Annotated in this window: 21 protein-coding genes; 18 read left to right on the forward strand and 3 right to left on the reverse strand. The window is 36.0% G+C overall.

From position 1 onward, the window contains the following. Window positions 1–123: 123 nt before the first annotated feature. The 7 genes from O1A01_RS07825 to O1A01_RS07855 all read left to right on the forward strand — a co-directional run bounded on the left by O1A01_RS07825 (window position 124) and on the right by O1A01_RS07855 (window position 8,682). Window positions 124–1,059, forward strand: coding sequence for a D-2-hydroxyacid dehydrogenase (locus tag O1A01_RS07825; RefSeq protein ID WP_066412069.1), 936 nt, complete (start codon window positions 124–126; stop codon window positions 1,057–1,059). 191 nt (window positions 1,060–1,250) lie between these two features. Beyond that, entirely contained in the window at window positions 1,251–2,291 is a 1,041-nt protein-coding gene (locus tag O1A01_RS07830; protein WP_066412066.1) for a two-component system sensor histidine kinase NtrB, read from the forward strand. Between the two features lie 34 nt (window positions 2,292–2,325). After that, complete coding sequence (locus tag O1A01_RS07835; RefSeq protein ID WP_066412062.1) at window positions 2,326–3,171, forward strand: gamma-glutamylcyclotransferase family protein; 846 nt, start codon at window positions 2,326–2,328, stop codon at window positions 3,169–3,171. A gap of 257 nt (window positions 3,172–3,428) precedes the next feature. After that, window positions 3,429–4,439, forward strand: a complete 1,011-nt coding sequence (gene adhP / locus O1A01_RS07840; RefSeq protein WP_066412239.1) for an alcohol dehydrogenase AdhP — start codon at window positions 3,429–3,431, stop codon at window positions 4,437–4,439. 89 nt (window positions 4,440–4,528) lie between these two features. After that, window positions 4,529–5,689, forward strand: a complete 1,161-nt coding sequence (locus tag O1A01_RS07845; protein WP_066412045.1) for an iron-containing alcohol dehydrogenase — start codon at window positions 4,529–4,531, stop codon at window positions 5,687–5,689. 142 nt (window positions 5,690–5,831) lie between these two features. After that, window positions 5,832–7,256: a vWA domain-containing protein gene (locus O1A01_RS07850; protein WP_066412043.1), complete on the forward strand. Its 1,425-nt coding sequence runs from the start codon at window positions 5,832–5,834 to the stop codon at window positions 7,254–7,256. Window positions 7,257–7,665: 409 nt separating this feature from the next. Then, complete coding sequence (locus tag O1A01_RS07855) at window positions 7,666–8,682, forward strand: FUSC family protein (RefSeq protein ID WP_235858050.1); 1,017 nt, start codon at window positions 7,666–7,668, stop codon at window positions 8,680–8,682. Between the two features lie 37 nt (window positions 8,683–8,719). Here O1A01_RS07855 and O1A01_RS07860 read toward each other — a convergent pair whose 3' ends face one another. Beyond that, window positions 8,720–9,019, reverse strand: a complete 300-nt coding sequence (locus tag O1A01_RS07860; RefSeq protein WP_066412035.1) for a hypothetical protein — start codon at window positions 9,017–9,019, stop codon at window positions 8,720–8,722. 292 nt (window positions 9,020–9,311) lie between these two features. Here O1A01_RS07860 and O1A01_RS07865 point away from each other — a divergent pair, with 292 nt between their 5' ends. Continuing rightward, complete coding sequence (locus O1A01_RS07865; protein ID WP_066412033.1) at window positions 9,312–9,941, forward strand: hypothetical protein; 630 nt, start codon at window positions 9,312–9,314, stop codon at window positions 9,939–9,941. Between the two features lie 112 nt (window positions 9,942–10,053). Here O1A01_RS07865 and O1A01_RS07870 read toward each other — a convergent pair whose 3' ends face one another. Continuing rightward, window positions 10,054–10,875, reverse strand: a complete 822-nt coding sequence (locus O1A01_RS07870) for a hypothetical protein (protein ID WP_157076583.1) — start codon at window positions 10,873–10,875, stop codon at window positions 10,054–10,056. A 160-nt stretch (window positions 10,876–11,035) separates the two neighbouring features. On the opposite strand from O1A01_RS07870, the gene O1A01_RS07875 reads away from it, so the two are divergent. The 10 genes from O1A01_RS07875 to O1A01_RS07920 all read left to right on the forward strand — a co-directional run bounded on the left by O1A01_RS07875 (window position 11,036) and on the right by O1A01_RS07920 (window position 22,503). Beyond that, window positions 11,036–11,455 (forward strand): hypothetical protein, encoded by a 420-nt coding sequence (locus tag O1A01_RS07875; RefSeq protein ID WP_066412029.1) that lies wholly within the window; start codon window positions 11,036–11,038, stop codon window positions 11,453–11,455. 21 nt (window positions 11,456–11,476) lie between these two features. After that, window positions 11,477–11,932, forward strand: a complete 456-nt coding sequence (locus O1A01_RS07880; protein WP_157076582.1) for a hypothetical protein — start codon at window positions 11,477–11,479, stop codon at window positions 11,930–11,932. 28 nt (window positions 11,933–11,960) lie between these two features. Beyond that, a complete protein-coding gene (locus O1A01_RS07885; protein WP_066412024.1) occupies window positions 11,961–12,761 on the forward strand; it encodes a hypothetical protein in 801 nt (266 codons plus the stop codon). Window positions 12,762–12,779: 18 nt separating this feature from the next. After that, on the forward strand, window positions 12,780–13,154 hold the full coding sequence (locus tag O1A01_RS07890) for a hypothetical protein (RefSeq protein ID WP_084380171.1): 375 nt from the start codon (window positions 12,780–12,782) through the stop codon (window positions 13,152–13,154). Window positions 13,155–13,189: 35 nt separating this feature from the next. Beyond that, window positions 13,190–13,498 (forward strand): hypothetical protein, encoded by a 309-nt coding sequence (locus tag O1A01_RS07895; protein WP_066412022.1) that lies wholly within the window; start codon window positions 13,190–13,192, stop codon window positions 13,496–13,498. A 15-nt stretch (window positions 13,499–13,513) separates the two neighbouring features. Beyond that, on the forward strand, window positions 13,514–17,182 hold the full coding sequence (locus O1A01_RS07900) for a multicopper oxidase domain-containing protein (protein WP_066412019.1): 3,669 nt from the start codon (window positions 13,514–13,516) through the stop codon (window positions 17,180–17,182). 34 nt (window positions 17,183–17,216) lie between these two features. After that, window positions 17,217–17,816, forward strand: a complete 600-nt coding sequence (locus tag O1A01_RS07905) for an SCO family protein (protein ID WP_084380169.1) — start codon at window positions 17,217–17,219, stop codon at window positions 17,814–17,816. 45 nt (window positions 17,817–17,861) lie between these two features. Then, entirely contained in the window at window positions 17,862–18,911 is a 1,050-nt protein-coding gene (locus O1A01_RS07910; protein ID WP_066412016.1) for a sulfite oxidase, read from the forward strand. 336 nt (window positions 18,912–19,247) lie between these two features. Further along, window positions 19,248–20,819, forward strand: a complete 1,572-nt coding sequence (locus tag O1A01_RS07915; RefSeq protein WP_066412230.1) for a Vga family ABC-F type ribosomal protection protein — start codon at window positions 19,248–19,250, stop codon at window positions 20,817–20,819. 238 nt (window positions 20,820–21,057) lie between these two features. Beyond that, complete coding sequence (locus tag O1A01_RS07920; RefSeq protein ID WP_066412015.1) at window positions 21,058–22,503, forward strand: DEAD/DEAH box helicase; 1,446 nt, start codon at window positions 21,058–21,060, stop codon at window positions 22,501–22,503. Window positions 22,504–22,522: 19 nt separating this feature from the next. Here O1A01_RS07920 and O1A01_RS07925 read toward each other — a convergent pair whose 3' ends face one another. Further along, entirely contained in the window at window positions 22,523–23,023 is a 501-nt protein-coding gene (locus tag O1A01_RS07925; RefSeq protein ID WP_066412014.1) for a hypothetical protein, read from the reverse strand. Between the last annotated feature and the right edge of the window lie 70 nt (window positions 23,024–23,093).

Raw genomic sequence — 23,093 nt, forward strand, 5'->3', positions numbered from 1 at the left:
CTTACCGTATACATTACATTTATCTGGACGAGCTATTATTATAAAATGATAAACTATAAAAGAGAGATAAAAGATTATAAGGAAAATCCTAATGCCTACAATTGGTGAAATAGGGGGATGCATATGAATATTAATAACATATTAGTGGCTGGGAATTATGAGCAACAATTTCAAGAGCAATTACCACAGGAAGTAATGAAACATTTTCGTTTTGTCACGCTAGATAAAATAACGGAAGAGGATTTACGATGGGCAGATGCATACGTTGGTTCTAAGCCTTCTGACCACTTTCATCCCTCTCAATTTAAGTGGGTACATTCATTTAATGCGGGTGTAAACAATTATTTAGATGGTATTGACGGTTGGTTCGAAACCAATATTATTTTAACGAGAACAGTATGTTCATTCGGAGAAAGAATTAGTGAATATTGTTTAAGTTACGTACTACGGGACTTGCAGTTTCAAGATTATTTTGCTGAAAAACAAATGGAGAAAATATGGGAGCCGAAAACACCGAAAATGGTAAAAAATGAGACATTTGTTATATTCGGTACAGGTGAAATTGGACAAAAAGTAGCAGAAACGTTCTCTTTTTTCGGTGCCGATGTATACGGTGTATCTAAAAGTGGAACGAAAAAAAGCTTCTTCAAAGAGGTTGTCCAATCCTCAAATGCGGAGTCCGTTTTGAATAAGGCAAACTGGATTATTAGCACGTTACCATATACTAAAGAAACGAATAAGCTATTCGATAGAAAAATGTTTAGTTATATGAACGATGTTGGTTTTATCAATGTCGGAAGAGGTTCAACAGTAGACGAAGCAGCTCTTATTGAAGCATTAAATGATGGAAACGTGAGGTCAGCCGTGTTAGATGTAACGTCAATAGAGCCTTTACCTGAAAACTCTAAGTTGTGGGAACGAAATGATGTCAAGCTAACGCCACATATCTCAGCTGTAACGGAGATTTCCGAAGCAATTACTTGTTTTTTACAAACATTTCAAAATTTGAAAAATGAGATGCCGTTAATGAATAGGGTCGATATTACAAAAGGGTATTAGTTTAAATTCATTAACTGGAAGAGAAAAAGAGAGCTGTCCGAAAAGTGAGTAGCGACTCACTTTTCGGACTTTTTTTGTGATGAGTTTCAACAGCAGTATGCAATAAAATATTTCTCTTTCTAAATAAGAGTTTTCAGATTATAATAAACACATACATTAACAATTTAAAGGGTTAAAGGGGTGGATTTTCTATGGGAGTATATGGCATTAAAAATAAAATTGATATGGTTCAAGTATTAAACAATATTACCGAACCATGCTTTTTTTTAAACACCGATTGGGAATTTGAATTCATAAATGATGCTGCGGAGCCATTTTTAAAAACAATTCATTCTTTTAAAGAAAAACCTAAAAAAGAGTTGCTAGGTATGAGTATATGGGATGTTTTGCCAAAGTATAAAGGAACGAGGGAATATAAATTAATACATAACGCTTTTCAAGAACAGGAACCAAAACAAGTGAAAATGCAAGCAAAGTATTCCAAACGTTGGTTTGAAATTAAAGCGTTTCCAAATATATATGGCACATTTGTTATGTTTAGCGATATAACGGAGAAGGAAGAAAATGAGAAGAACAAACAATTTTATGAGAAGTTGAATGTCATTCGTGAAATGGCTTCAGGAGTGGCACATGAGGTTAGAAACCCTATTACAACAGTAAAAGGATTTTTACAAATAATGATGGAAAGAAATGAACAAAATCAATACAAGGAGATCTATCATCTAATGGTAGATGAAATTAATAGAGTAAATGAAATCATAACCGAATTTCTCGATATTGCGAAGGAGAAACCGAGTTTAATTGAAACATGTAATATTAATTCAATTATAGAGACGTTGCACCCTCTGTTAGAAACGAGGGCGAATAAAGAGGGGAAAATGGTTGTACTACATTTAGGAGAAGTCTCACCTTTAAGTATTGACAAAAATGAAATAAGACAGCTACTTCTAAATTTAATTAACAATGCGTTAGACGCGATGGGTACGAACAAAAAAGTAGAAGTGATTACATATGAAGAGTATGGGGATGTTGTTCTATCTATTAGAGATGAAGGAAGCGGAATTCCTTCGACTATTCAAAGCTATGTCGAAGCTCCATTCTTTACGACGAAAGAACATGGGACGGGTTTAGGGCTACCGATATGTTATTCGATTGTGAAAAGAAATAATGGAACAATTTCGTTTTTATCGGGACCTGAAGGAACGACATTTAATATCGTTTTTAGAAAATAATGTTTACAATTTCCTAAGAAAGGATTGATTAGCCATGGGTTCGACTCACATCGTTTTTGTATATGGAACGTTAAGGAAAAATGAGCGCAATCATCGTTTATTAGAAAGTTCGAGATTAATTGCAGAACAAGCATGGACTACAGGTGTTTTGTATGATACTGGTTTACACTATCCAGCACTTCAAAAGAGTTCTACAGGTCGGGTGTACGGTGAATTATATGAAGTAAATGATCATACGCTTTCTAGCTTGGATAGATTAGAAGGTTATCAAGCTCACAGAAGTGACAACCTATATGACCGGGTTAGCCAATCTATAAACACAGATAAAGGTACATATGAAGCGTATGTTTACATTATGGTTAATAACAATATGCTACAACGGAAAATACATGGTGGTGATTGGAAAGTTTATCAATTAGAGAAGAAGCCAAAGTTCTATTATTTTGCATACGGAAGTTGTATGGATAATGAACGTTTTCAATTGGCAAATGTAGACCATCATTTTCAAAAAGTTACCGGAAAAGGTACGCTTCCTGGTTATTCCCTCCGTTTTACATGGCGGTCGTTAGATGGGGGCCGTGCGGACATCGTAGAGGAAGATGGTGTCGTAGAGGGGAAGGTGTATGAGCTAGCTTCGGATGCACTACCATATTTATATGATAGAGAAGGGGTAGATGCTTCTTGTTATCGTCCTGCAGTAATAGAAGTGGAAATGGAAGAGGAAGTGTTAGAAGTATTAACCTTCATTGTTGTTCATAAAAAAGATGAGAGCGCACCGCCAGCACATTATTTAAAGGAGATCATTCGTGGCGGAAGCGGTTTTTTAAGTAATGAATATTTAACGGAATTAAAAAAGAAGTTTCCAAATGTTTTAGAATAGCTACAAGGGCAGATATAGTTGAGCAAGTTTGTGAACATCTATTTTACTGTTCAACAGTTTTTCAACACGTTAAAAGGGCTAGTGATAATTCTGCCCTTTTTACATAATTTGTTCAATAAGTCTTGTCTTATTTGTGAATATATTCACAAACTCATTGTGAGTGTAATAGACATATTCCATAATAGTGTTGTAGGAAAACTACAATATACTTGCTGAGGTGAAAACATATGTGTGAAGCTTGTGGAAATGGGAAAACAATGAAAGCAGCAGTAGTAAAAGAATTTAAAAAAGATTTATCTATTGAAGAAGTTGTAATCCCGGAAGTAAAAGAGCATGATGTGTTAGTAAAAATAAAAGCATGTGGCGTTTGTCATACTGATTTACATGCTGCCCACGGAGATTGGCCAGTTAAGCCAACCTTACCTTTTATCCCTGGACATGAGGGAGTTGGAGAGATTGTAGCAATTGGAAGCAATATTTCTCATTTAAAAGTAGGAGACCGTGTAGGTATTCCGTGGCTATATACAGCATGCGGGCATTGTGAGTACTGTTTAACAGGGAGAGAAACACTATGTCATCACCAAAAAAATGCCGGCTACTCTGTTGACGGTAGTTATGCAGAATATTGTTTAGCAGACGGACGTTATGTCGTAAAAATTCCAGAAGCGTTAGGTTATGTCGAAGCAGCACCAATCTTTTGTGCTGGAGTCACTACATATAAAGCATTAAAGGTTGGGGAAGCAAAAGCTGGTGATTGGGTAGCGATATATGGTATTGGTGGTTTAGGTCACCTTGCTGTTCAATATGCAAAAGCGATGGGATTTAAAGTAGTGGCAGTAGACACTTTCGATGAGAAGTTAGAATTAGCTACTTCTTTAAGTGCTGATTTAACGATTAACCCGAAAGTGGAAGATTCTGCAGATTTCATCCAACGAGAATTTGGTGGAGTGCAAGCCTCTATTTGTACAGCAGTCTCAAAACCTGCATTTAGTGAAGCGTATCGAGCTGTAAAGAGAGGCGGGAAATGTGTAGCAGTTGGTTTGCCGCCTGAAAAGATGGAAGTGCCTATATTTGACACAGTGTTAAACGGTGTAAGTATTGTTGGTTCCATCGTTGGTACAAGAAAAGACCTTCAAGAATGTTTAGAGTTTGCAGCGGATGGTAAAGTGAAAACGATTATAGAAACTGTGAAAATGGATGATATTAATCGTGTGTTTGAGGATCTTGAACAAGGGAAAATTAACGGTAGAATCGTTATAGAATTTTAATTAATAGGGTCAGGGCAGTATAGCTCTGACCTTTAATATTGCTAAACTACATGTGGCATTCTATTATAGATAACAGGAGGCGAACAACAATGAATAATTTTACATTTCAAAATGCAACGAAAATTATTTTTGGGAAAGACACAGAACAATTAGTTGGTAAAGAAACAGCTCTACATAGTAAAAAAGTTCTTCTACATTACGGTGGTGGAAGTATAAAACAAAGTGGTTTATATGATACAGTAGTCCAGTCGTTACAGGAAAACGGAGTAGAATTTGTTGAACTTGGTGGTGTAAAACCAAATCCACGAGTTAGTCTTGTTCGTGAGGGTGTAGCACTTTGTAAGGAACAGAACATAGACTTCATTCTAGCTGTAGGTGGAGGAAGTGTTATCGATTCTGCAAAGGGAATTGCCGCGGGTGCAAAATATGAGGGCGATGTATGGGATTTCTATACAGGTACACCAATTGAAACTTCGTTACCGATAGGAGTAGTACTAACGATCCCAGCTGCAGGTAGTGAATCGAGTGCTGGATCAGTTATTACAAACGAGGACGGGTGGTTAAAGCGAGACGCTCTTCATGATTCTTTAAGACCACAGTTTGCTATTTTAAATCCTGTACTGTCTTACACATTACCTGCCTATCAAACAGCATGTGGTATTACAGATATGATGTCTCATATTTTAGAAAGATATTTTACAACAGAAAAAAATGTAGATTTTACAGACCGTCTTTGTGAAGGCGCTTTAAAATCGATTATTCATAACGCACCTATCGTTTTAGAACAGCCAACAAATTATGATGCTAGAGCAGAAATTATGTGGGCTGGAACGATTGCACATAATGACTTATTAGGAACAGGTAGAACAGGAGATTGGGCAAGTCATAATATTGAACATGAAATAAGTGGCATATATGATATTGCACATGGTGCAGGACTTGCAATTATTTTCCCAGCATGGATGAAATATGTGTACAAGCATGATGTCCAACGCTTTGCACAATTTGCGAACAGAGTATGGAATGTAGAAATTGATTTAAACGATTTAGAAAGAACAGCTCTTGCTGGTATTAAGAAAACAGAGGAATTCTTCCAGTCCATCGGCATGCCAATTACACTTTCGGAAGCTAATATCGATGACCAATATTTCCGTGAAATGGCAAGAAAAGCAACAGAAAGATGGCCAATAGGTAATTTTGTAAAATTACATGAGGAAGACGTTTATAACATATATGTTTTAGCGAAATAATTGAAAGGTCAGGGTTATACCCCTGACCTTTTCCCTATATATAACCTCCGACTTTTTTCTTATTTGTTAGATTTTTGAAACCATTTGCTCCAGGCAGATGTATAGTTATATACAGTGAATAAGAGTTTAGGAGGCTAGTAGTATGAAAAGATTTTTTACCGTATTACTCATTATCTTTATTGTAGGGTGTTCAAACGATGCGGAAAATAATACGAACGACATAACGGCGAAAAATGATTCAGAGGAAGCAGTAACGGTAGATACAACAGAAACTGAGGAGAAGTCCAGTATTTTAGTGACGATAGATAGTGTTTCAACAGACGTTACAATTGAAAATATAAAGCAACAGTCTGCAGGAATTTTAACAGAAACTATTTCTTACGAGGAAGAAACGGAAAGAGTATTATGGGGACTAAGCGATTTAGATCCAGCGTTACATACAAAGATGGAAGCATCAATACTTGAGGTAGCAAACGAGACGGAGGATCCAAAAACACTTGTAAAGGCGCTCTTATATTATGTTGGAAGCCCAAGTTTTCAACAAATTGTAGAGGAGCTAGAAAACTACGAACCTAATTTCAATGAGCCATTACTTCCACGCCCAGAACGAGTTCAAGAAGGGGAAGTCGTAGAGGGTGAAAGTTACTCTTACATTTTATTAGATGCTAGTTCTAGTATGCTATTAGATTCGCAAGGTCGACAGAGAATGGACATTGCGAGAGAAGCGGTTGAAAGCTTTGCAAAAACAATTGGAGAAACTAGTCAAGTATCACTGGTAGCTTTCGGTCATAAAGGTGACCAAAGTAATGGTGGAAAAGAGCTTTCTTGTGCTGGTATTGAAGAAGTTTACCCTTTAGGCTCCTATGATGGTGAATCTTTTCATGAAGCTGTATCTTCTGTTGAAGCAAAAGGCTGGACACCGTTAGCAGCTGCCATTGAAAAAGCGAATGAGTTAAGCACTAAAGTAACCGGGAATATTACGATTTACATCGTTAGTGATGGAGTAGAAACGTGTGATGGAGACCCAGTAAAGGCAGCGAAATCGTTCGTTGAATCAAATAATGATGAAAATCGAACTGTTAATATCATTGGGTTCCAAGTCGATCAAGATGCAGAAAAGCAGCTTGCTGAAGTAGCAGATGCAGGGAACGGTAAGTACTTTTCCGCTAACAATGGAGAAGAGCTTTTATCGACGATTGAATATGAATGGCTACCATCGCTATTAGAATTAGCGTGGGCACCTATTAACTTAGCGCCAGACGGCTGGGAAGTTTTCCGTAAGGTAGAGGAAGTGAGTACACTTAGTAACCATTGGACAGCTGCGATTATGAGAGAAAACCATCGTCTTCGGACTGGTGTGAAAATATTAGAAAATGAAGGTAACATATCTAGCGAAATCATTGGTCAAGTGAACGAACTGCTTGATGCCCGTGAACAACAATTAAATTCCTTAAATGTGGAGCTTCGAGAAGAAAAAATAGCTATTATTAATGAAAAAGCTGCCGAAATAAGAGAAAGAGTGGAAGAATGGGTTCAAGAAATGCATGAGTTAAAAAAAGGGAATTAAGAAGGTGCTGTCCAAAAAGTAGTAGAGACTGACTTTTTGGGCCCTTTTTTATTTTAAAGAGGAACTGACTGTATAAAACTTGGAGTAGTGCAAAGGAACCGAAAAGTGGTGCATACGCTAGATCAAAGTGATGCAAACCTTCTCGTTTTTGGTGCATATCCAACGGTAAAGTCAGCATAAAACTTGGAGTGGTGCATCCAAACCGAAAAGTGGTGCAAACACTAGATCAAAGTGATGCAAACCTCATCATACCTGGTGCATATACCATCGAAAAGTCAGCATATAAAGGGCAGTATTGGACAAGCCCTTTGCTATTTGCGATAATCCTTCTAGTTATCTGTTTGAACAAAAATGTAGTACACTAGGGAAGAAAGTAATTATTGGTATAAAGTAAGATTGGAGTAGGAAGATGACGATGACAATTGGTCCTAGAATTATAAAAACGGGATTAGCAGTAATGTTAGCACTATACATCTGTATTATTTTAGGGCTAGAACCTGCTGCATTTGCAGGGGTAGCAGCAACGCTTACAGTGCAACCTTCCATATATAGAACGTGGAGACAAATGTTAGATCAAGTTTTAACGAATACGATAGGTGCAGCTATTGCATTGTTTTCTATATTTTATCTCGGGGATAGTCCAATCATTATAGGTATCGTTATTATGATTGTCATATCTGTAAGTTTAAAACTTAAAATGGAAAATACTATTCCATTAACACTCGTGACTGTTTTAGCTATTATGAGTGCTTCGGGAAATGAAGATATTTTATTTACTCTAAATAGATTTCTTACCATATTAATTGGAATTGGTTCGGCAATGATCATAAATATCGTTATTTTGCCTCCAAAATATAAGAAAGCTTATATAAAAAATGTAAACTCTACCTTTCAAAAGCTTTCATTATTATTACGTACAGTTATCTCTAATGAGATGACAAAAACTACATTCGAAGAAGAAAAAAAGAGTTTAAAAAAGGATCTTGAAAAACTAGAAGGACAGTTTAAAGTGTTTGATGAGGAAAGAGGAAAGATTGGGAAGTTAAATCAAACGAATGCAAGAGAAGTTGTCATTTTTAAACAAATGTTAAAAACATTACAACAAGGTGAATTGTTATTAGAAAACATTGAAGAGCATTACTTTCAAAGTAAGACGAAGGAAGAAGAGGACAAATTATTCGATTCCCATATTGAAGAATTAATTAAGTCCCATGAATTTATATTGTTAAAATATGAAGGAAAAATGAAAGAACATGATCACGGAATGAATGAAATAATAGAAGAAAGTGGCGAATTCTTTGAACGTGTTCATCAAATATATAGTCAAGATAAAGATCAAAAATTGCGACTTATGATTATTACTTCCTCGGTAGTCGATTATACGTTTCAGTTACACAGATTGAATAAGCTAATTAGAAAAACATAAACAACAAAAAGGGTCAGTGTTAGTGCTGACCCCTTTTTTATGTATCTCCTTGCAACACTTTTAAGTACTCCTCGTGGGTTGGAACAGTATTTGTATCGATACATCTTTCAATCATTTGCCGGATTCTTACGTTTTGTTGAAATAATTGTTCATTCACTTCTGTTAAATAATTTAACTTCGTTTCATTACCAAAGCCTTCAGTTTGTGAAACTATTTTTGTTCGCTGTTCTAATTGATCTATCTCCAACTGTAACTGGCGGAGTTCTGCTTTTATTGTCTCGTCCGCCCGTGTTAATTCCTCCACTTTTAGTGCTAAATCGTTTACATCTAGTCCCATTTCATACCACCTCAACTATCTTTTAAGAGTGAATGTATTAGTATCGTATGAAGTAATAGCAATTATTATGAAATGTTATTTTCGTAATGTGTTCACGCCTAATGTACTTAAACCGTTATGTGAAACAGAGAAGTTTGCAGTATGAGTCCAATAAAATTCCGTTGCATTATGCGTTGCCTAAGGATATCAGTTTGGCACATCAGTAGATTATAGGCTTAGGCTTACACCCGTATATTGAACCCAATATATTACAATTTCATATGCTACATTAGGACACTTAGGGAGTGATCATATGAATGAAGGGAAATCTTTTATAAAACAAAGCAAAATGAATAACACCGTTAAAATAGGACCTGAATATGTGCGTGTAAAAACTGATTCACATAAAAGACAGAAGGGGAAAGAAGTAATAGTCGAAGGAATTGTTTGTCATGTAGGAATTGATTTTGTAGATATATTACTAGACGACGATCATACTGTAACATTGCTTACAGAGTATATAAAACAAGTCGAATGGAACGATAAACACGTAAGAAATGTAAATAAGTGCAAGCATAGTGGCGACTGTCGCTGTATTATCTTTGAAAGTTTAAAGGATAGGCATAACAATAAAAGAAATAATAAAACATGTTTTACGTGTAATAATAGTCCGTGTAATTGTAATATAAATAAAAATTCTCGAAAAATGGAACATAAAAATAGAGAAAGGGAGTCAAAAGAGAAAAATAACTGTCCGGAATGCCACAGTAAAATAAATTGTCATCCAAAGTATACTTGTTACTGTGATTATCCAATCCCGTTTTGTGATGATAGGATAGAATTGAGGTTGGCAGGTTTAACTCATAATGTCAATTTCGAATTGCTACAAAAGAAAGGCTACCACGGAAAATTTTTATTAGAAGGATATAATCTTTGTTGTTAGATCAACTTAGAATAAGCCTTAATATATCCTCTAATAATATATCGTGAGGGGATATCAAGTTTACAGTTGTGACGATTAAGGAATGAACAAATAAGCCTTCAGAAGAGAAGGCTTATTTGTTTCGTTTAAGAGAATCGTAGTATTGTAAATTGTCTTTACCAAGTTTCTCTCTTTCGATCTCCAAATAGCATAGCTCATCAAAATCAACGTCAACAACTTTTTCACTAATATCTAATTCAATTCTATGAGGATTTACCTTATATAGTTTTCCTTCTTGTTCTTTTTCAATATTTTCTGCCCTCACGTATACAAAACAGCCGATATAGCTTTCAATCAATTGGTAGAGCTTCAATCCGAAAAACAAATTCAATAAAAACGGACTTTTAGATACTACTTCTCCAAAGTGGAGCATGAGAGAATATCTTAAACGTGAATCAATATTAATTAACTCGTTACTTAATTGGCGAGAGGTTATTTCTGTATCTATATGTTTTACAAGTAGTATTCGTTGAAACGGAATGAAAACAACGTTTTTTACTTCTGTTTCTAAAATAATGAAATCTAAGCCTGCATCTATCATTTTACCTTGGATAGGTTCAATACAGTTTTCTTTACACTTGAGTTTTACTAACACGTAACTATTACTAAGTTTTTTAAATTCTTCTTGAATCGACCGTAGGTTTTCGGAACCTCTATCAGACGCTAATGATAATAAAAGCTCATTTGCTCTTTCGATACATTCGGTTAATTCAGCTAGCTCTTCCGAAGAAAAAGATGAAGTTGGAGAAGGAATCATAGGCTGAATAATTCTTTCTGGACATTTGCAGTTCGAGCAATAGTAATGTTCAGTAAATAACGAATCGCATTTTAGACATTTAAACGAGTTATCACTGTTAAGATGCTTAACAGAATTAATCTGTTTGATTGGTTTCACCCCCCTCTATAGATATATACCTATTATATGGAAACGAATGGTTTTTCGTATGGGCATTTGCAAAACAGACGATTTTATAAATTTGTATTAAACCTAATAGTGAATAATGGCAAGCATTTCCATCATAGAGTTGAATGATGACTATGAAGAGGTGAACAAAATGGGGACACAATTGCTTGGCTATTTGTTATTAGGAAATGTGTTAATTCTTTCATTAATATATATTTATATTTTCAAGATTCGTAAGTTAATTGGGTTTCAATTGGGAATGAGTATATCGAGTGTTTCAGGGGGATTAATAGGAATTATTACAGGAGTAATATTAATTTACCAATTTCCATTAAAGTTTGTCACTGTAACAATCATAACTACTCTAATGAGTATGTTTGTAGGCGCAATTTTCGGTGCATTATTCGACTACCAAACGTTGCTAGTAGGCTACGGTAATGGGGTGATGACCGGGATAATGGCACCTATGATAGGGGCAGCTGCAAAGGGGAGTTTGCCGTTTCTATTATTTTTAGAAGGTGTTTTTTTATTTACCCTTATATTACTTATTATCTCTGCAAAGAGGACGTAGCTTAAAAAGGATGTGTCCTGTATGTATTGGATATGGTTTTTCATCTTTTTAAACTGTTTGGTGGCATTAATTACGTATCGAATACTCTTTAGGAAAAGGAGATTGTTTAGTGAGCGTTACGGGATGATCATCGCAATGACTTGTAGTGGTGTAATAAGCTTAATTATTTCTATGTTAGTACAATTTACGATGGAAGTACAAATCGCTACTTTCTTAACTGTAATATGTTGTGTCATTGTAGGGGCCTTTTTCGGTGCACTTGTGACATTCCAATCGATCTTGGCAGGAGTATTAAACGGAATTGTAGGTAGTTTAATGGGTAATATGCTCGGTGCTGTCGTGAAGGATCCTACTATTTGTAGTTTACCAGTTTCTTACCTTAATACGGTAGAAGAAAATATGTTAATTTTCGGTGTTTTTGGCACTCTCTTAACTTGTATTACAATGTCTTTAGTTTATTTTTCTTTAAAAGTATAACATTATCCGTCCATAAGGAGGACTATGGATGACAGAATATGAAAAGGTACAGCAATCTAAAAAAAGGCTGCTTTTAAATGAGTATCAAACTAAACTGTGGAACCGAATAGAGTCAGAAGAGAAAAAAAACGACACGGTAAATAATTTCTATATGAAAAATGGAGATGGGTTAACTTCACCCACCTCACCTAATACAACGGAAGAACTGCGATTAATGATGGAATATATTGATCGAGCTAACATCTTCCATCTTTCAAATCAAAACGCAGGTAGAGGGAGGTTACTAAAATTACGTAAGTTTTTTAAATCAAAAAGAAATCAGCAAGTAGAAATATTTATTAACAGTGATGAAGAACCAATTTATAAAGAAGGAAAAGTCAGTGCAGTAGGACGTGATTTTGTCATGCTCACTAATTTAAAAGATAGAATATGGATCGGTTACGATACTATTGAATCGGCCAATATTCCATTTGGCATTCCGAATTACTCCAATACACATCAGCATTATTTATTTGATAATAATTTAAGAAAAAAATTACTTTATCATTTTGGTGAAACGATATCAAAGCGTGATACGTTAAAACAATTGTTTTTCGAAGAAACGTTACAAACAAATTTGCAATCTTGGAAAGATACGTGGGTTACAGTTTACCTCCGAGATCAGACAAAAAAGGTAGGTAAAATCGTGAATAGCCAAGAAGGGAAAATATTAATTACATTTTTTGGAGAGAGCGTTCATATCCATTTAAAAGAAGTGAAGTTTATTGAAACAATTCGATTACTTTCATTAATTAACGTAACTATACAGACAATTATGAAAAAAAGTTAACGAAAGGGTGATGACCGAGTGTCTCAAAAAAAGAAAGAAAATAAGAAGGAAGAGAGAAAAAAAGATAAGGATGTGCACTTTAAAAACGAAATAACGGTAAATATTGAAAATATAAATGATCCATTAGTCGAAACGCTGCAAAACTTATTAGGAGAAAGTATTTTAATAGTAACCTCATCAGATCAACTTAACTTATTTGGGCAAACATTCCGTCCTGTCTTTTGTGGCACCATTATGAATGTATCTCAAGGAGATGTAACGTTATTTCCAGTCAATATAAAAATGATTAACGCACCATTTTTTCAGTTTCCCACACCATTAAATATCCCACTAGAAAAGATAGCTCACTTTACTCCAAATTTTGATTGTAATCAACGAATTCCGTTAACATAACATTCCTGATTTTTTATAAAAGGGGGCAATGAAAAGTGAAAGAACAACCTTCATTTACGGAAATTACACTGCCATCAATAAACGATGTACATGACGAAGCATTAATAAATGAATTTACAAATGGGATAGGTAAAAAAGTATTCATTTTAACTCCTTCTTTTCCGTTTGTATTTATCGGAAAAATAGAAGATGTTGTTGCCGATAGTGTAGTCGTAAATACAGAAGTAACGACGATAGGAGAACTTGAAAATCGAAAGTGGTTTGTCCATATTCACCAAATTGAAGTGTTTTATATTGAGCAAAAAGGAATGCCTAGAATACCAGAATTGAAAGATGATCTATAGGAAGAGGGAGGACTTATGAAACGAGAATTCCATGTTGTGGCAATCCCAATTCGTATCGTCCTAAATAATTTTGGTGATTATAATGAAACTGGTATGATGTACGTTTTAAAAGAAAATGAAGAAAAAGTAAAAAAATTAGTAGAAAAAAATCCATTTACACCTGTTGATTTAGTGCAACCTCTCGTAATACGAGCAAATCAAGGAGATACGGTTGATATACTATTTGAAAACAAAATCAAATATGCAACTGGTATGCATTTTCATGAGGCGGACTATAATGTTTTAGATTCAGATGGAGCGAATGTAGGCTATAATCCTAGTACATTAGCAGAACCAGGTGAAAAGATTCTGTATCGCTTGAAGTTTAATCATGAAGGTGTGGCACTATTTTCAGACTTAGGAAACCCTGATAGTAGTGATGAGGGAACTAGTATTAATGGCTTATTCGGTTGTTTGTTTATTCAGAAAAGAGGGTCTTGGTGGACAGATCCAGAAACCGGAGGACCTATTAAAAGTGGGATGAATGCTGATATTCATCATCCGTTTGCTCCATCATTTCGTGAATATGGTTTTATTTTTCATGATGAAATGTCCACAAAAGATATGACTGGTAATCGACCGTTAGACCCGGTTACAAATCAAGAAAGAGAATCCACCCATGCTATCAACTACCGTTATGAACCGATGCAAAATAGACAAAAATTAATTGAAGAGGGAGTCGTTTGTCCAGAATGTGAAGGGGAAGAAGTGCATCATGACTCTTGGGTTTTTGGAGACCCGGCAACACCAATCTTCCGTGGTTATCGTGGGGACCCAGTAAAGTTTAGACTCGTCCATGCTGGTGTAAAAGAAACACACGTATTTCATTACCATAGTCATAGTTTTTTTAGAGACCCTTTGAATACAGATTCTGACGTGTTTGATGCGATATCTGTAAGTCCCCAATCATGGTATACGATTGACACACTATATGGATTAGGGTCCTTAGTAGGGGCTTTCGGAGACTTTATTCTACATTGCCACTTGTATCCTCATTTCGGAGTGGGGATGTGGGCTATAAATAGAGTATTTGATACACTTCAAGATGGCAGCCAATGTTACCCAAATGGGGTTCCGATCAAACCATTGCAACCACTACCTGACCGACCTTGTCCACCGAAACCAACGAAAGAAAAGCCAGGTTTTCCTAACTTTATTCCTGGTAAAGTTGGTTGTAAAGCTCCACGTCCACCGTTAAGTATAGTAGGTGGAAGAGGGCTAACAGAGCTGGAGAGAAATGCAGCTGTACCAAATGCAAGGCCAGGTGCTGTATTTACGGATCCATGTATTATTGAAGAAAATCCTGCAGTTCAAGAAATGAATGTTTCACTTATTGAGCTCCCTATCGTTTATAATCGGCAAGGATGGAACGATCCAAAAGGTAGGATTTATGTACGTGATGAGGATTTAGAAGATGTATTATCAGGGAAAAAACAACCGGAACCTCTAGTTATTCATATGAACGCTGGTACATGTTTATCAGTGAATTTTACTAATCGTCTACCTGAAATAGCCGGGGGAGATGCATTCCAGTTAGTGACTAGAACATATGAATCTTCTTTTCACGTTCATTTTGTAAAATTTGACGTGTTAGTTAGTGACGGCTCTAACGTAGGTTGGAACTATGACTCTAGTGTTCTTCCAGGTGAAACGATTACTTACGAATACTTTGCAGATGTTGAACTAAAGGCATGGTTTTTTCATGACCATCTATATGCAAGCTATCATCAACAACATGGAGTCTTTGGCTCAACCGTTGTTCATGGAAGATTTTCAAAAGTTCTTGATTCTAAGAGTGGGGATGAGGTAGAAGTAGGTGCCCAAGTTACAGTCACTCATCCTTTAATTCCTGATTATAGAGATTTTGTATTAATGGTGCAAGATTTTGCGCTTTTATTCGACGAAAAAGGTCTTCCATTAAATCCACCAGAATTTCCCGGCTCTCAAGATGATCCAGGTGTGTTTGGGGTTAACTACAGAAATGAACCATTACAGTTCCGTTTAGGAGAGGATTGTGACCCTGCGTATTCCTTTAGTTCCTACGTAAAAGATGATCCAATTACACCGATATTGCACTGTTACGAAGGAGACCCTATTAGAATACGTATTCTTCAAGGTGCACAGGAAGAATCACATAGCTTTAATGTTCACGGTTTAAGGTGGAAAAAGGAACGGCCTGATGTTGAGACGGAATTCCAGGCACAAGAGCATATAGGTATTTCAGAATCTTTTACTTTTGAAATGGAAGTTCCAAACTCTGGAGACTATTTATGGACATTTGAAACAGAAGAGGATCTTTGGAACGGTTGCTGGGGGTTAATTAGAGCTTATGATGAAGAGGTGGATTTTTTAATACCGTTAGAAGATCGCCCGAGTCCACCGGAACGAACGAAGCCGTTGCCTACTTTTACAGGAAAACCACCTAAACGTGCAGAGAAAATAGAGGTTTTTGCACCTGAAAATGCACCAGTAAAAGTTTTTGACATTGTCGCATTTCACACACCTATACAATATAGCAAGTGGGGAGAAAACGACCCTTTTGGTATTATATTTGCCTTGAAGGAAGATATGCAAGATATTCTAGCGGGCAAAAAAAAGCCAAAACCTTTAATTTTACGGGCAAATCAAGGTGACGTAGTAGAAGTTAATTTAACAAGTTATTTAGAGCGTGGTAACTTTCCGTTTCCTGATGGAATATGGCCATATCCACCTGTAAAAGAACAAGCGTTTTATCCGCCGTCATTAAGAATTTCTTTGCATCCACAGCTCATCCAGTATGACGTCAAAACTTCAGCTGGTGAAACGGTGGGCTTTAATCCAGACCAAACAGCTGGTCCAGGTGAAACAGTAACCTATAAATGGTATGTTGATTTACCTGTTGGTGCTTGTGGTATGTGGGATATGGCAGACATTAGAAACCATCGTTCTTTAGGTACATTTGGGACGTTTATCGCTGAACCGAGAGGAACGAAATTATTAAACGCAAGTACTCGAAAGCCTGCTGTTATAACAAACGAAAATATTATACTGCAGCATCCATTTTTACCAGAAATACGTGAATATACCCTCATTATGTATGATGGAGCTAGACTTGAAGATAAGCGAGGAAAAGTAATCATCGATCCTATTGATGGTATTTTAACTGGGGTTGATCCAGATGATCTAGGTGACATCGTTGATACGTATGACAACGGATCAAGAGGCTTTAACTATAGAACGGAGCGATTAATAAATCGTTATAAACGAAACCAAGTGTTCAAACATTTATTTAGCTCTCTTGTACATGGTGACCCATCAACGCCATTATTAGAGGCGTATGTTGGTGATCCTATAACAATAAGATTGGTAAACCCTTCAGAAAGAAGGCGAGCTCATACTTTTCACCTACATGGGCATTATTGGAATACAGATGATAAAGATATATTTGCTCAAATAAAATCAATTGAAGATCATATTGTCCTAGGATATGCAAGAGATTTAGGAGTACATTATGGGGCTGGCGGCTTTTATAACCTACCTGGTGATTACATGTACCGGTCAGGTAATATTCGGTGGGATCTTGAACAAGGAATGTGGGGGATATTACGAGTTCATAGTGAAAAACAAAAGCATTTAGCAGAATTAAAAAAGATAAAAAAGAAGTAAATGTCTTTTAAATTGTTAAAAGGTGTGAAAAATCTTGAAAAAGGCATTTTGGGGAGTTTTCCTATTAGTAAGCTTTGCAGGGTTTTTGACTATTTATTTTATTTGGCCAAAAGGGGAAGATTTGCCGGTATTAGATAAAGTGAAAAACTTCCAATTAGAAGATGTTCATAGTGAAATCTATGATATTAATAATAATAAAGTGAAATTAGTAGCATTCTTTTATACGAACTGTCCAGATGTATGTCCTTTAACGATGGTTGACTTTAAAGTACTGCAGGAAAGATTAAAAGAATCAGGGTTATTTGGAGAAAAAGTACATTTAGTAGCTATCACATTAGATCCTGAATACGATACAGCAGAAGTGCTACAACATTATGCAAGTGCATTTGAAGCAGATTCAATTGGTTGGAAATGGCTGAGAGGAACATCAGAGGAAACATCAGCAATTGCGAAGGATTTCAATATGCAGTATGCAAAGTTGGAAAATGACTTTTTTTTGCATTCTATTACGATGTATTTATTAGATAAAAACAACAACGTCCGTGCACTTTATGATATGGCAAGTGTGAAAAATTCAGTAGATACTGAGGAAATATTAGATGATATGAAGATATTAGTAGGTGGTACGAGGTGAAAGACCAGAATATTCTCCTCATACCTTTTTCGGGGAGGAGTACTTTTGAATTTATCAAAACCGTATTTAACAACTCGAAGTTTACAACCTGAAAATCAAGAAACACCTATTCAATTCATAAAAAACAATATCATAAGTGAACGACTTTTCTTTAGAAGAAATCATTTTTCGTACCCAAACTTAACGTACTCAAGCTACTGGTTACCTGTCAATGGGCACGTAAGAAACCCCCAATTGTTTTCATTACAAAACATTATGAGCTTACCATCAAAAGCGTTAACGGTAGTACTCGAATGTGCTGGTAATAAGCGAAGTTTCTTTGAACCAAAAGTGTTTGGAGAACAATGGGAAAAGGGAGCGATTAGTCAAGGGGTATGGAAAGGAGTACCTCTAAAAACGCTTCTACAGTTAGCTCATATAAAAGAAGGAGCGTTAGAAGTAGTCGTAGAAGGATATGATGTTGGAAAAAGAACAGACACGGATAAAGTGTACAGTTATGCTAGAAGCTTACCTATAGAGAAAGCCCTTCATGAAGACACACTTGTTGCGTATGAATATAATGGTGGGCCAATACCATTTAAGCACGGATTTCCGTTACGATTAATAGTGCCACAATGGTATGGGATGGCATCAGTAAAATGGGTAAAACAAATAACGATCGTAAATCGAGCATTTTCCGGCCCTTTTCAAACGGTCGACTATGTTTACTATCCGAAAAAAGATAGTGATGAAGGGGCAACACCGGTCACAACGATGAGGGTGAACTCTAGCATCAAAAAGCCGTTAGATAGAGAGATACTTACGACCGGTGTACATGAAATAAATGGAATAGCATGGACGGGAAAAGGGCTAATTGTGAAGGTGGAAATTAGTACGGATAGTGGGCAAACGTGGACGGAGGTAAAGCTGAGGAATAAAGATCAATATAGCTGGATAGACTGGTCGTACGACTGGGAAGTAGCTGAAAAAGGAGAATACACGATATTGTCAAAAGCAACTGACTCGCACGGTAGAGTTCAACGAAAAGAACCATACTGGAATAGAAAAGGATATGGATATAATGGGATTGACCGTATTAAAGTGAAAGTTGAATAAAGAGAAATCTGTATGAGAAAAATTACTTTGACAATTTTATTTATATACTATAAATTGGTAGTAACGAAATGAACGAAAGGGTGACCCAACTAAATGAAGTTCTAATCCTATTTTATGAAAGTAACCAATTGAAGGAATTAATTGCAAAGGAACATTTTGTTTTCTTTGTCATGCCTTCAAACGGGATTTTCAGGATAGGATAGGATTTCGATAGTTGACGAGTGTAAGGGGAGTAGTCTCTTTATGCTACCCATCTATACGTATGCCTCCTATTCTGAATATGAATAGGGGGCATTTTTTGTCCCCACAATTCGAATGGAAAATGGGGATGATTGTATGTTTTTATTGGAAGCATTAAACATTAAACACTATGTAAAAAATCGATTGTTATTAGATATTGAGCATTTGCAAATTTATAAAAATGATCGAATTGGTTTAGTTGGTCGTAACGGTTGTGGAAAAACAACATTGTTAGACATACTAGCTGGAGCGACTAAACCTGATGATGGGTACATTATTCCACACACTTCCGTTGAGTTGTTGCCACAGCTGAAAAGAGCGGACACGACAAAGAGCGGTGGTGAAGTTACGCAAGAATATATTAATCAAGCACTAATTAAATCACCAGAACTATTATTTGCGGACGAACCGACAACTAATTTGGATACGGAACATATAGAATGGTTAGAAAAGAAATTAATGCAATGGAAGGGTGCTTTCATTACCGTATCTCATGACCGTGCTTTTCTAGATGCGCTATGTACGACAATTTGGGAAATCGAAGCAGGAAGTGTAAAAGTATATAAGGGTAACTACAGCGATTATGAGCAACAGAAAGAATTAGAAAAGCGTCAAAGAATACAAGCGTTCGAGCAATATGAGTCAAAGAAAAAGCAGTTAGAAGATGCGTTGAAATTAAAAGAGAAAAAGGCGGAGAAAGCTACAAAAACTCCGAAGAAAGTAAGTAAATCAGAAGCAAGTATTACTGGTGCAAAGCCGTACTTTGCCAAAAAGCAAAAGAAGTTACAAAAAACAGCAAAAGCATTGGAAACGAGATTAGAAAAATTAGAAAAAGTGGAAAAGGTAAAAGAATTGCCACCGTTGAAAATGAATATACCAAACGAGGATACAATGAAAGGTCGCATTATATTACGGCTCGAAGAGGTAGAAGGTAGGATTGGTAATCGCCTTCTCTGGCATAAAACTAGCTTCCACATTCGTGGTGGGGAAAAGCTTGCAATTATTGGCCCAAATGGAAGCGGGAAAACGACACTTGTGAAAAAAATATTGGTTGAAGAAGAAGGAATTACGAAATCTCCGGCAATGAAAATAGGGTATTTTAGTCAAAACTTAAATATCGTCGATACCGAAAAGACGATATTACAAAATGTCCTATCTACTTCGAAACAGGACGAAACATTTATACGTACCGTACTGGCAAGACTGCACTTTTATCGAGATGACGTATATAAAAAAGTTGATGTGTTAAGTGGTGGGGAACGAGTAAAAGTGGCGCTTGCAAAATTATTTGTAAGTGATATTAATACGTTACTATTAGACGAACCAACCAATTTCCTTGATATAGAGGCCACAAGCGCACTGGAATCTTTGTTAAACGAATATGAAGGTACCGTCATTTTTGTTTCTCATGATCGTCGATTTATTGAAAACATTGCTACACGTATAGTTTCCATTCAAAACAAAGAACTAGAAGTATTTGATGGAACGTATCAACAATATATCAAGAGAAGGTATACGAACAACGAAAGTGTTAGTAGAAATGAAGAAGATCGGTTAATACTAGAAATGAAAATATCTGAAGTGTTGAGCAAGTTAAGTATGGAGCCAAATGAGGAACTAGAAAAACAATTTCAGTCACTTATGGAAAAAAGGCGGAAATGGAAATAATTAAACTTGGGTCAGAGCTTGCTTTGGCCCAAGGATACAACAGGTAAGGTTCAGATTTCAGAAGAAGAGGTGCCTATTGTTTTATAAAACGATAACTTCCAGTATTCACTATTCCGTAAACTCCTATCTGTTCATTTTTTCGGTTATAATAGGTATAGTCAGATTTTGAGTGCGATTTTTCTGTAATGAAAAATTTATAAATAGAAGTCAGATAAATACACATAAATGAGGTTAGTAAATGAAAGATAGAGGCTTTGTCCCGTTCGGTTTAAGTGAAGAAATTAATAGAGCACTAACGGTGTTAAAGTATGAGACACCAACAGAAGTTCAGACGAAGGTAATTCCTAGCGTATTAGAAGGTAATGACCTTGTCGTGAAGTCACAAACAGGTAGTGGTAAGACAGCTGCTTTTGCGATTCCGATTTGCGACCAAATTGCCTGGGAAGAAAAAAAGCCACAAGCATTAATATTAACACCAACACGTGAATTAGCTGTTCAAGTTCGGGAAGATGTAACGAATATCGGTAGATTTAAACGAATAAAAGCGCTGGCTGTATACGGAAAAGAACCGTTTGCGAAACAGAAAGAAGAGCTTAAACAAAAAACACACGTTGTAGTCGGAACGCCTGGACGTGTAATGGATCATATCGAAAGAGGAACGCTGCAGTTAGACGAAATAAAGTACCTCGTTATCGATGAAGCGGATGAAATGTTAAATATGGGGTTTATTGAAGAAGTAGAAGCAATTATTGAAAAGATTCCAACTACTAGAATTACAATGGTATTTTCGGCAACGTTACCAAAAAGTGTGGAAACTCTTTGCCACCAATATATGAACAATCCGATAAACATAGAAATTGCTTCTAGTGAAGTGACTACTACTACTATTGAGCACAAGCTAATCAATGTAAAAGAAGCAAACAAGCTAGCCCTTTTAATGGATGTAACGGTTGTAGAGAACCCAGATAGCTGTATCATTTTTTGTAATACGAAGGAAGCAGTAGATACTGTTTTTACGGAGCTTCAAAAAAATAATTATCCATGTGAAAAGCTTCATGGTGGACTAGAACAAGAAGATCGCTTCGCCGTTATGAATGGATTTAAAACAGGAGAGTTTCGATACTTAGTAGCAACCGATGTAGCAGCTCGTGGAATTGATATTGATAATGTCACTCTTGTCATTAACTTTGACGTCCCAATGGAAAAAGAAAGCTATGTTCATCGCACTGGGCGGACGGGTCGCGCAGGAAATAAAGGAAAAGCGATTACGTTATTTTTACCTTATGAAGAAAAATACGTAAAAGCAATTGAAAAGTATATCGGTTTTGAAATAGAAACGATAGATGCACCAGATACAAGGCACGTTCAACAAGGACAAGCTGCTTTTGAAGAAAAGAAAAGTGGTCGCCGGGTAGTAAAAAACAATAAAACGGCCCGTATTAATAAAGATATAACGAAGCTACATTTTTCTGGTGGAAAAAAGAAAAAGCTACGAGCGGTCGATTTTGTTGGTACGATTGCAAAAATTCCAGGAGTCACAGCTGAAGACATAGGCATCATTACGATTCAAGACAATTTAACCTATGTAGACATTTTAAACGGTAAAGGCTCCCTCGTTATGCAAGCGATGCAGGATTTAAAAGTGAAAGGCAAAAAGCTGAAAGTTAGCAAGGCACTTAAGTAACAAAGAAAGGGGGTCAGAGCTAGCTCTGACTCCCATTAACTTGACCTCCATTAAGTGAAGCCCTTTTAAATAGTCTTTCATAAACCATTTGAAACCCATACAATACGAACATTTTAATCATGAATACTATTGATAATTGAAATTTGTTTAATCTTACTAGCGAAACATATCCGATTTTTTTAAACCAGTCCAACATGAAAAACGTAAAAACGGAATCGATAATTAAATTGACGATTAAATATGTATTAAATTTTCCATACGTGTATTTTAAAATCCATATAGCACCGACGAAGAAAGGTCCAAAAATTAATGGCCATTCCGCTAATTGATTAGGCTTTACGTTGTAATGGAACCACCACCATCTTCTTTTCTCTGCGAGTCTTCCTTCTGTAATTAAATAAAGGCTCATAAATATCGTTCCTGGAAGAAATCGTTTGAAAGTTTTCATGCCTAAAAGTGGTATGCTTAACCACGGTAAAAGAGTCATTAAAATGATGATGACTTTATTATAACGATACATTACCATTCACCCTCTAAAAGTTCGTATAAGCATAATTTCCCTTATTATTGAAAATTTATGTAACTACCTA

Origin of the sequence: Sutcliffiella sp. NC1, from assembly GCF_027594365.1 — a bacterium.
GTDB lineage: Bacteria > Bacillota > Bacilli > Bacillales > Bacillaceae_I > Sutcliffiella > Sutcliffiella cohnii.

Bases quoted from the DNA above. Each gene is read 5' to 3' on its own strand.
- O1A01_RS07875 (WP_066412029.1), top strand. From the start codon at position 11,036: ATGGGGACACAATTGCTTGGCTATTTGTTATTAGGAAATGTGTTAATT.
- adhP (WP_066412239.1), top strand. From the start codon at position 3,429: ATGAAAGCAGCAGTAGTAAAAGAATTTAAAAAAGATTTATCTATTGAA.
- O1A01_RS07920 (WP_066412015.1), top strand. From the start codon at position 21,058: ATGAAAGATAGAGGCTTTGTCCCGTTCGGTTTAAGTGAAGAAATTAAT.
- O1A01_RS07830 (WP_066412066.1), top strand. From the start codon at position 1,251: ATGGGAGTATATGGCATTAAAAATAAAATTGATATGGTTCAAGTATTA.
- O1A01_RS07825 (WP_066412069.1), top strand. From the start codon at position 124: ATGAATATTAATAACATATTAGTGGCTGGGAATTATGAGCAACAATTT.
- O1A01_RS07925 (WP_066412014.1), bottom strand. From the start codon at position 23,023: ATGTATCGTTATAATAAAGTCATCATCATTTTAATGACTCTTTTACCG.
- O1A01_RS07835 (WP_066412062.1), top strand. From the start codon at position 2,326: ATGGGTTCGACTCACATCGTTTTTGTATATGGAACGTTAAGGAAAAAT.
- O1A01_RS07880 (WP_157076582.1), top strand. From the start codon at position 11,477: ATGTATTGGATATGGTTTTTCATCTTTTTAAACTGTTTGGTGGCATTA.
- O1A01_RS07915 (WP_066412230.1), top strand. From the start codon at position 19,248: ATGTTTTTATTGGAAGCATTAAACATTAAACACTATGTAAAAAATCGA.
- O1A01_RS07885 (WP_066412024.1), top strand. From the start codon at position 11,961: ATGACAGAATATGAAAAGGTACAGCAATCTAAAAAAAGGCTGCTTTTA.
- O1A01_RS07855 (WP_235858050.1), top strand. From the start codon at position 7,666: ATGACGATGACAATTGGTCCTAGAATTATAAAAACGGGATTAGCAGTA.
- O1A01_RS07850 (WP_066412043.1), top strand. From the start codon at position 5,832: ATGAAAAGATTTTTTACCGTATTACTCATTATCTTTATTGTAGGGTGT.
- O1A01_RS07900 (WP_066412019.1), top strand. From the start codon at position 13,514: ATGAAACGAGAATTCCATGTTGTGGCAATCCCAATTCGTATCGTCCTA.
- O1A01_RS07845 (WP_066412045.1), top strand. From the start codon at position 4,529: ATGAATAATTTTACATTTCAAAATGCAACGAAAATTATTTTTGGGAAA.
- O1A01_RS07865 (WP_066412033.1), top strand. From the start codon at position 9,312: ATGAATGAAGGGAAATCTTTTATAAAACAAAGCAAAATGAATAACACC.
- O1A01_RS07860 (WP_066412035.1), bottom strand. From the start codon at position 9,019: ATGGGACTAGATGTAAACGATTTAGCACTAAAAGTGGAGGAATTAACA.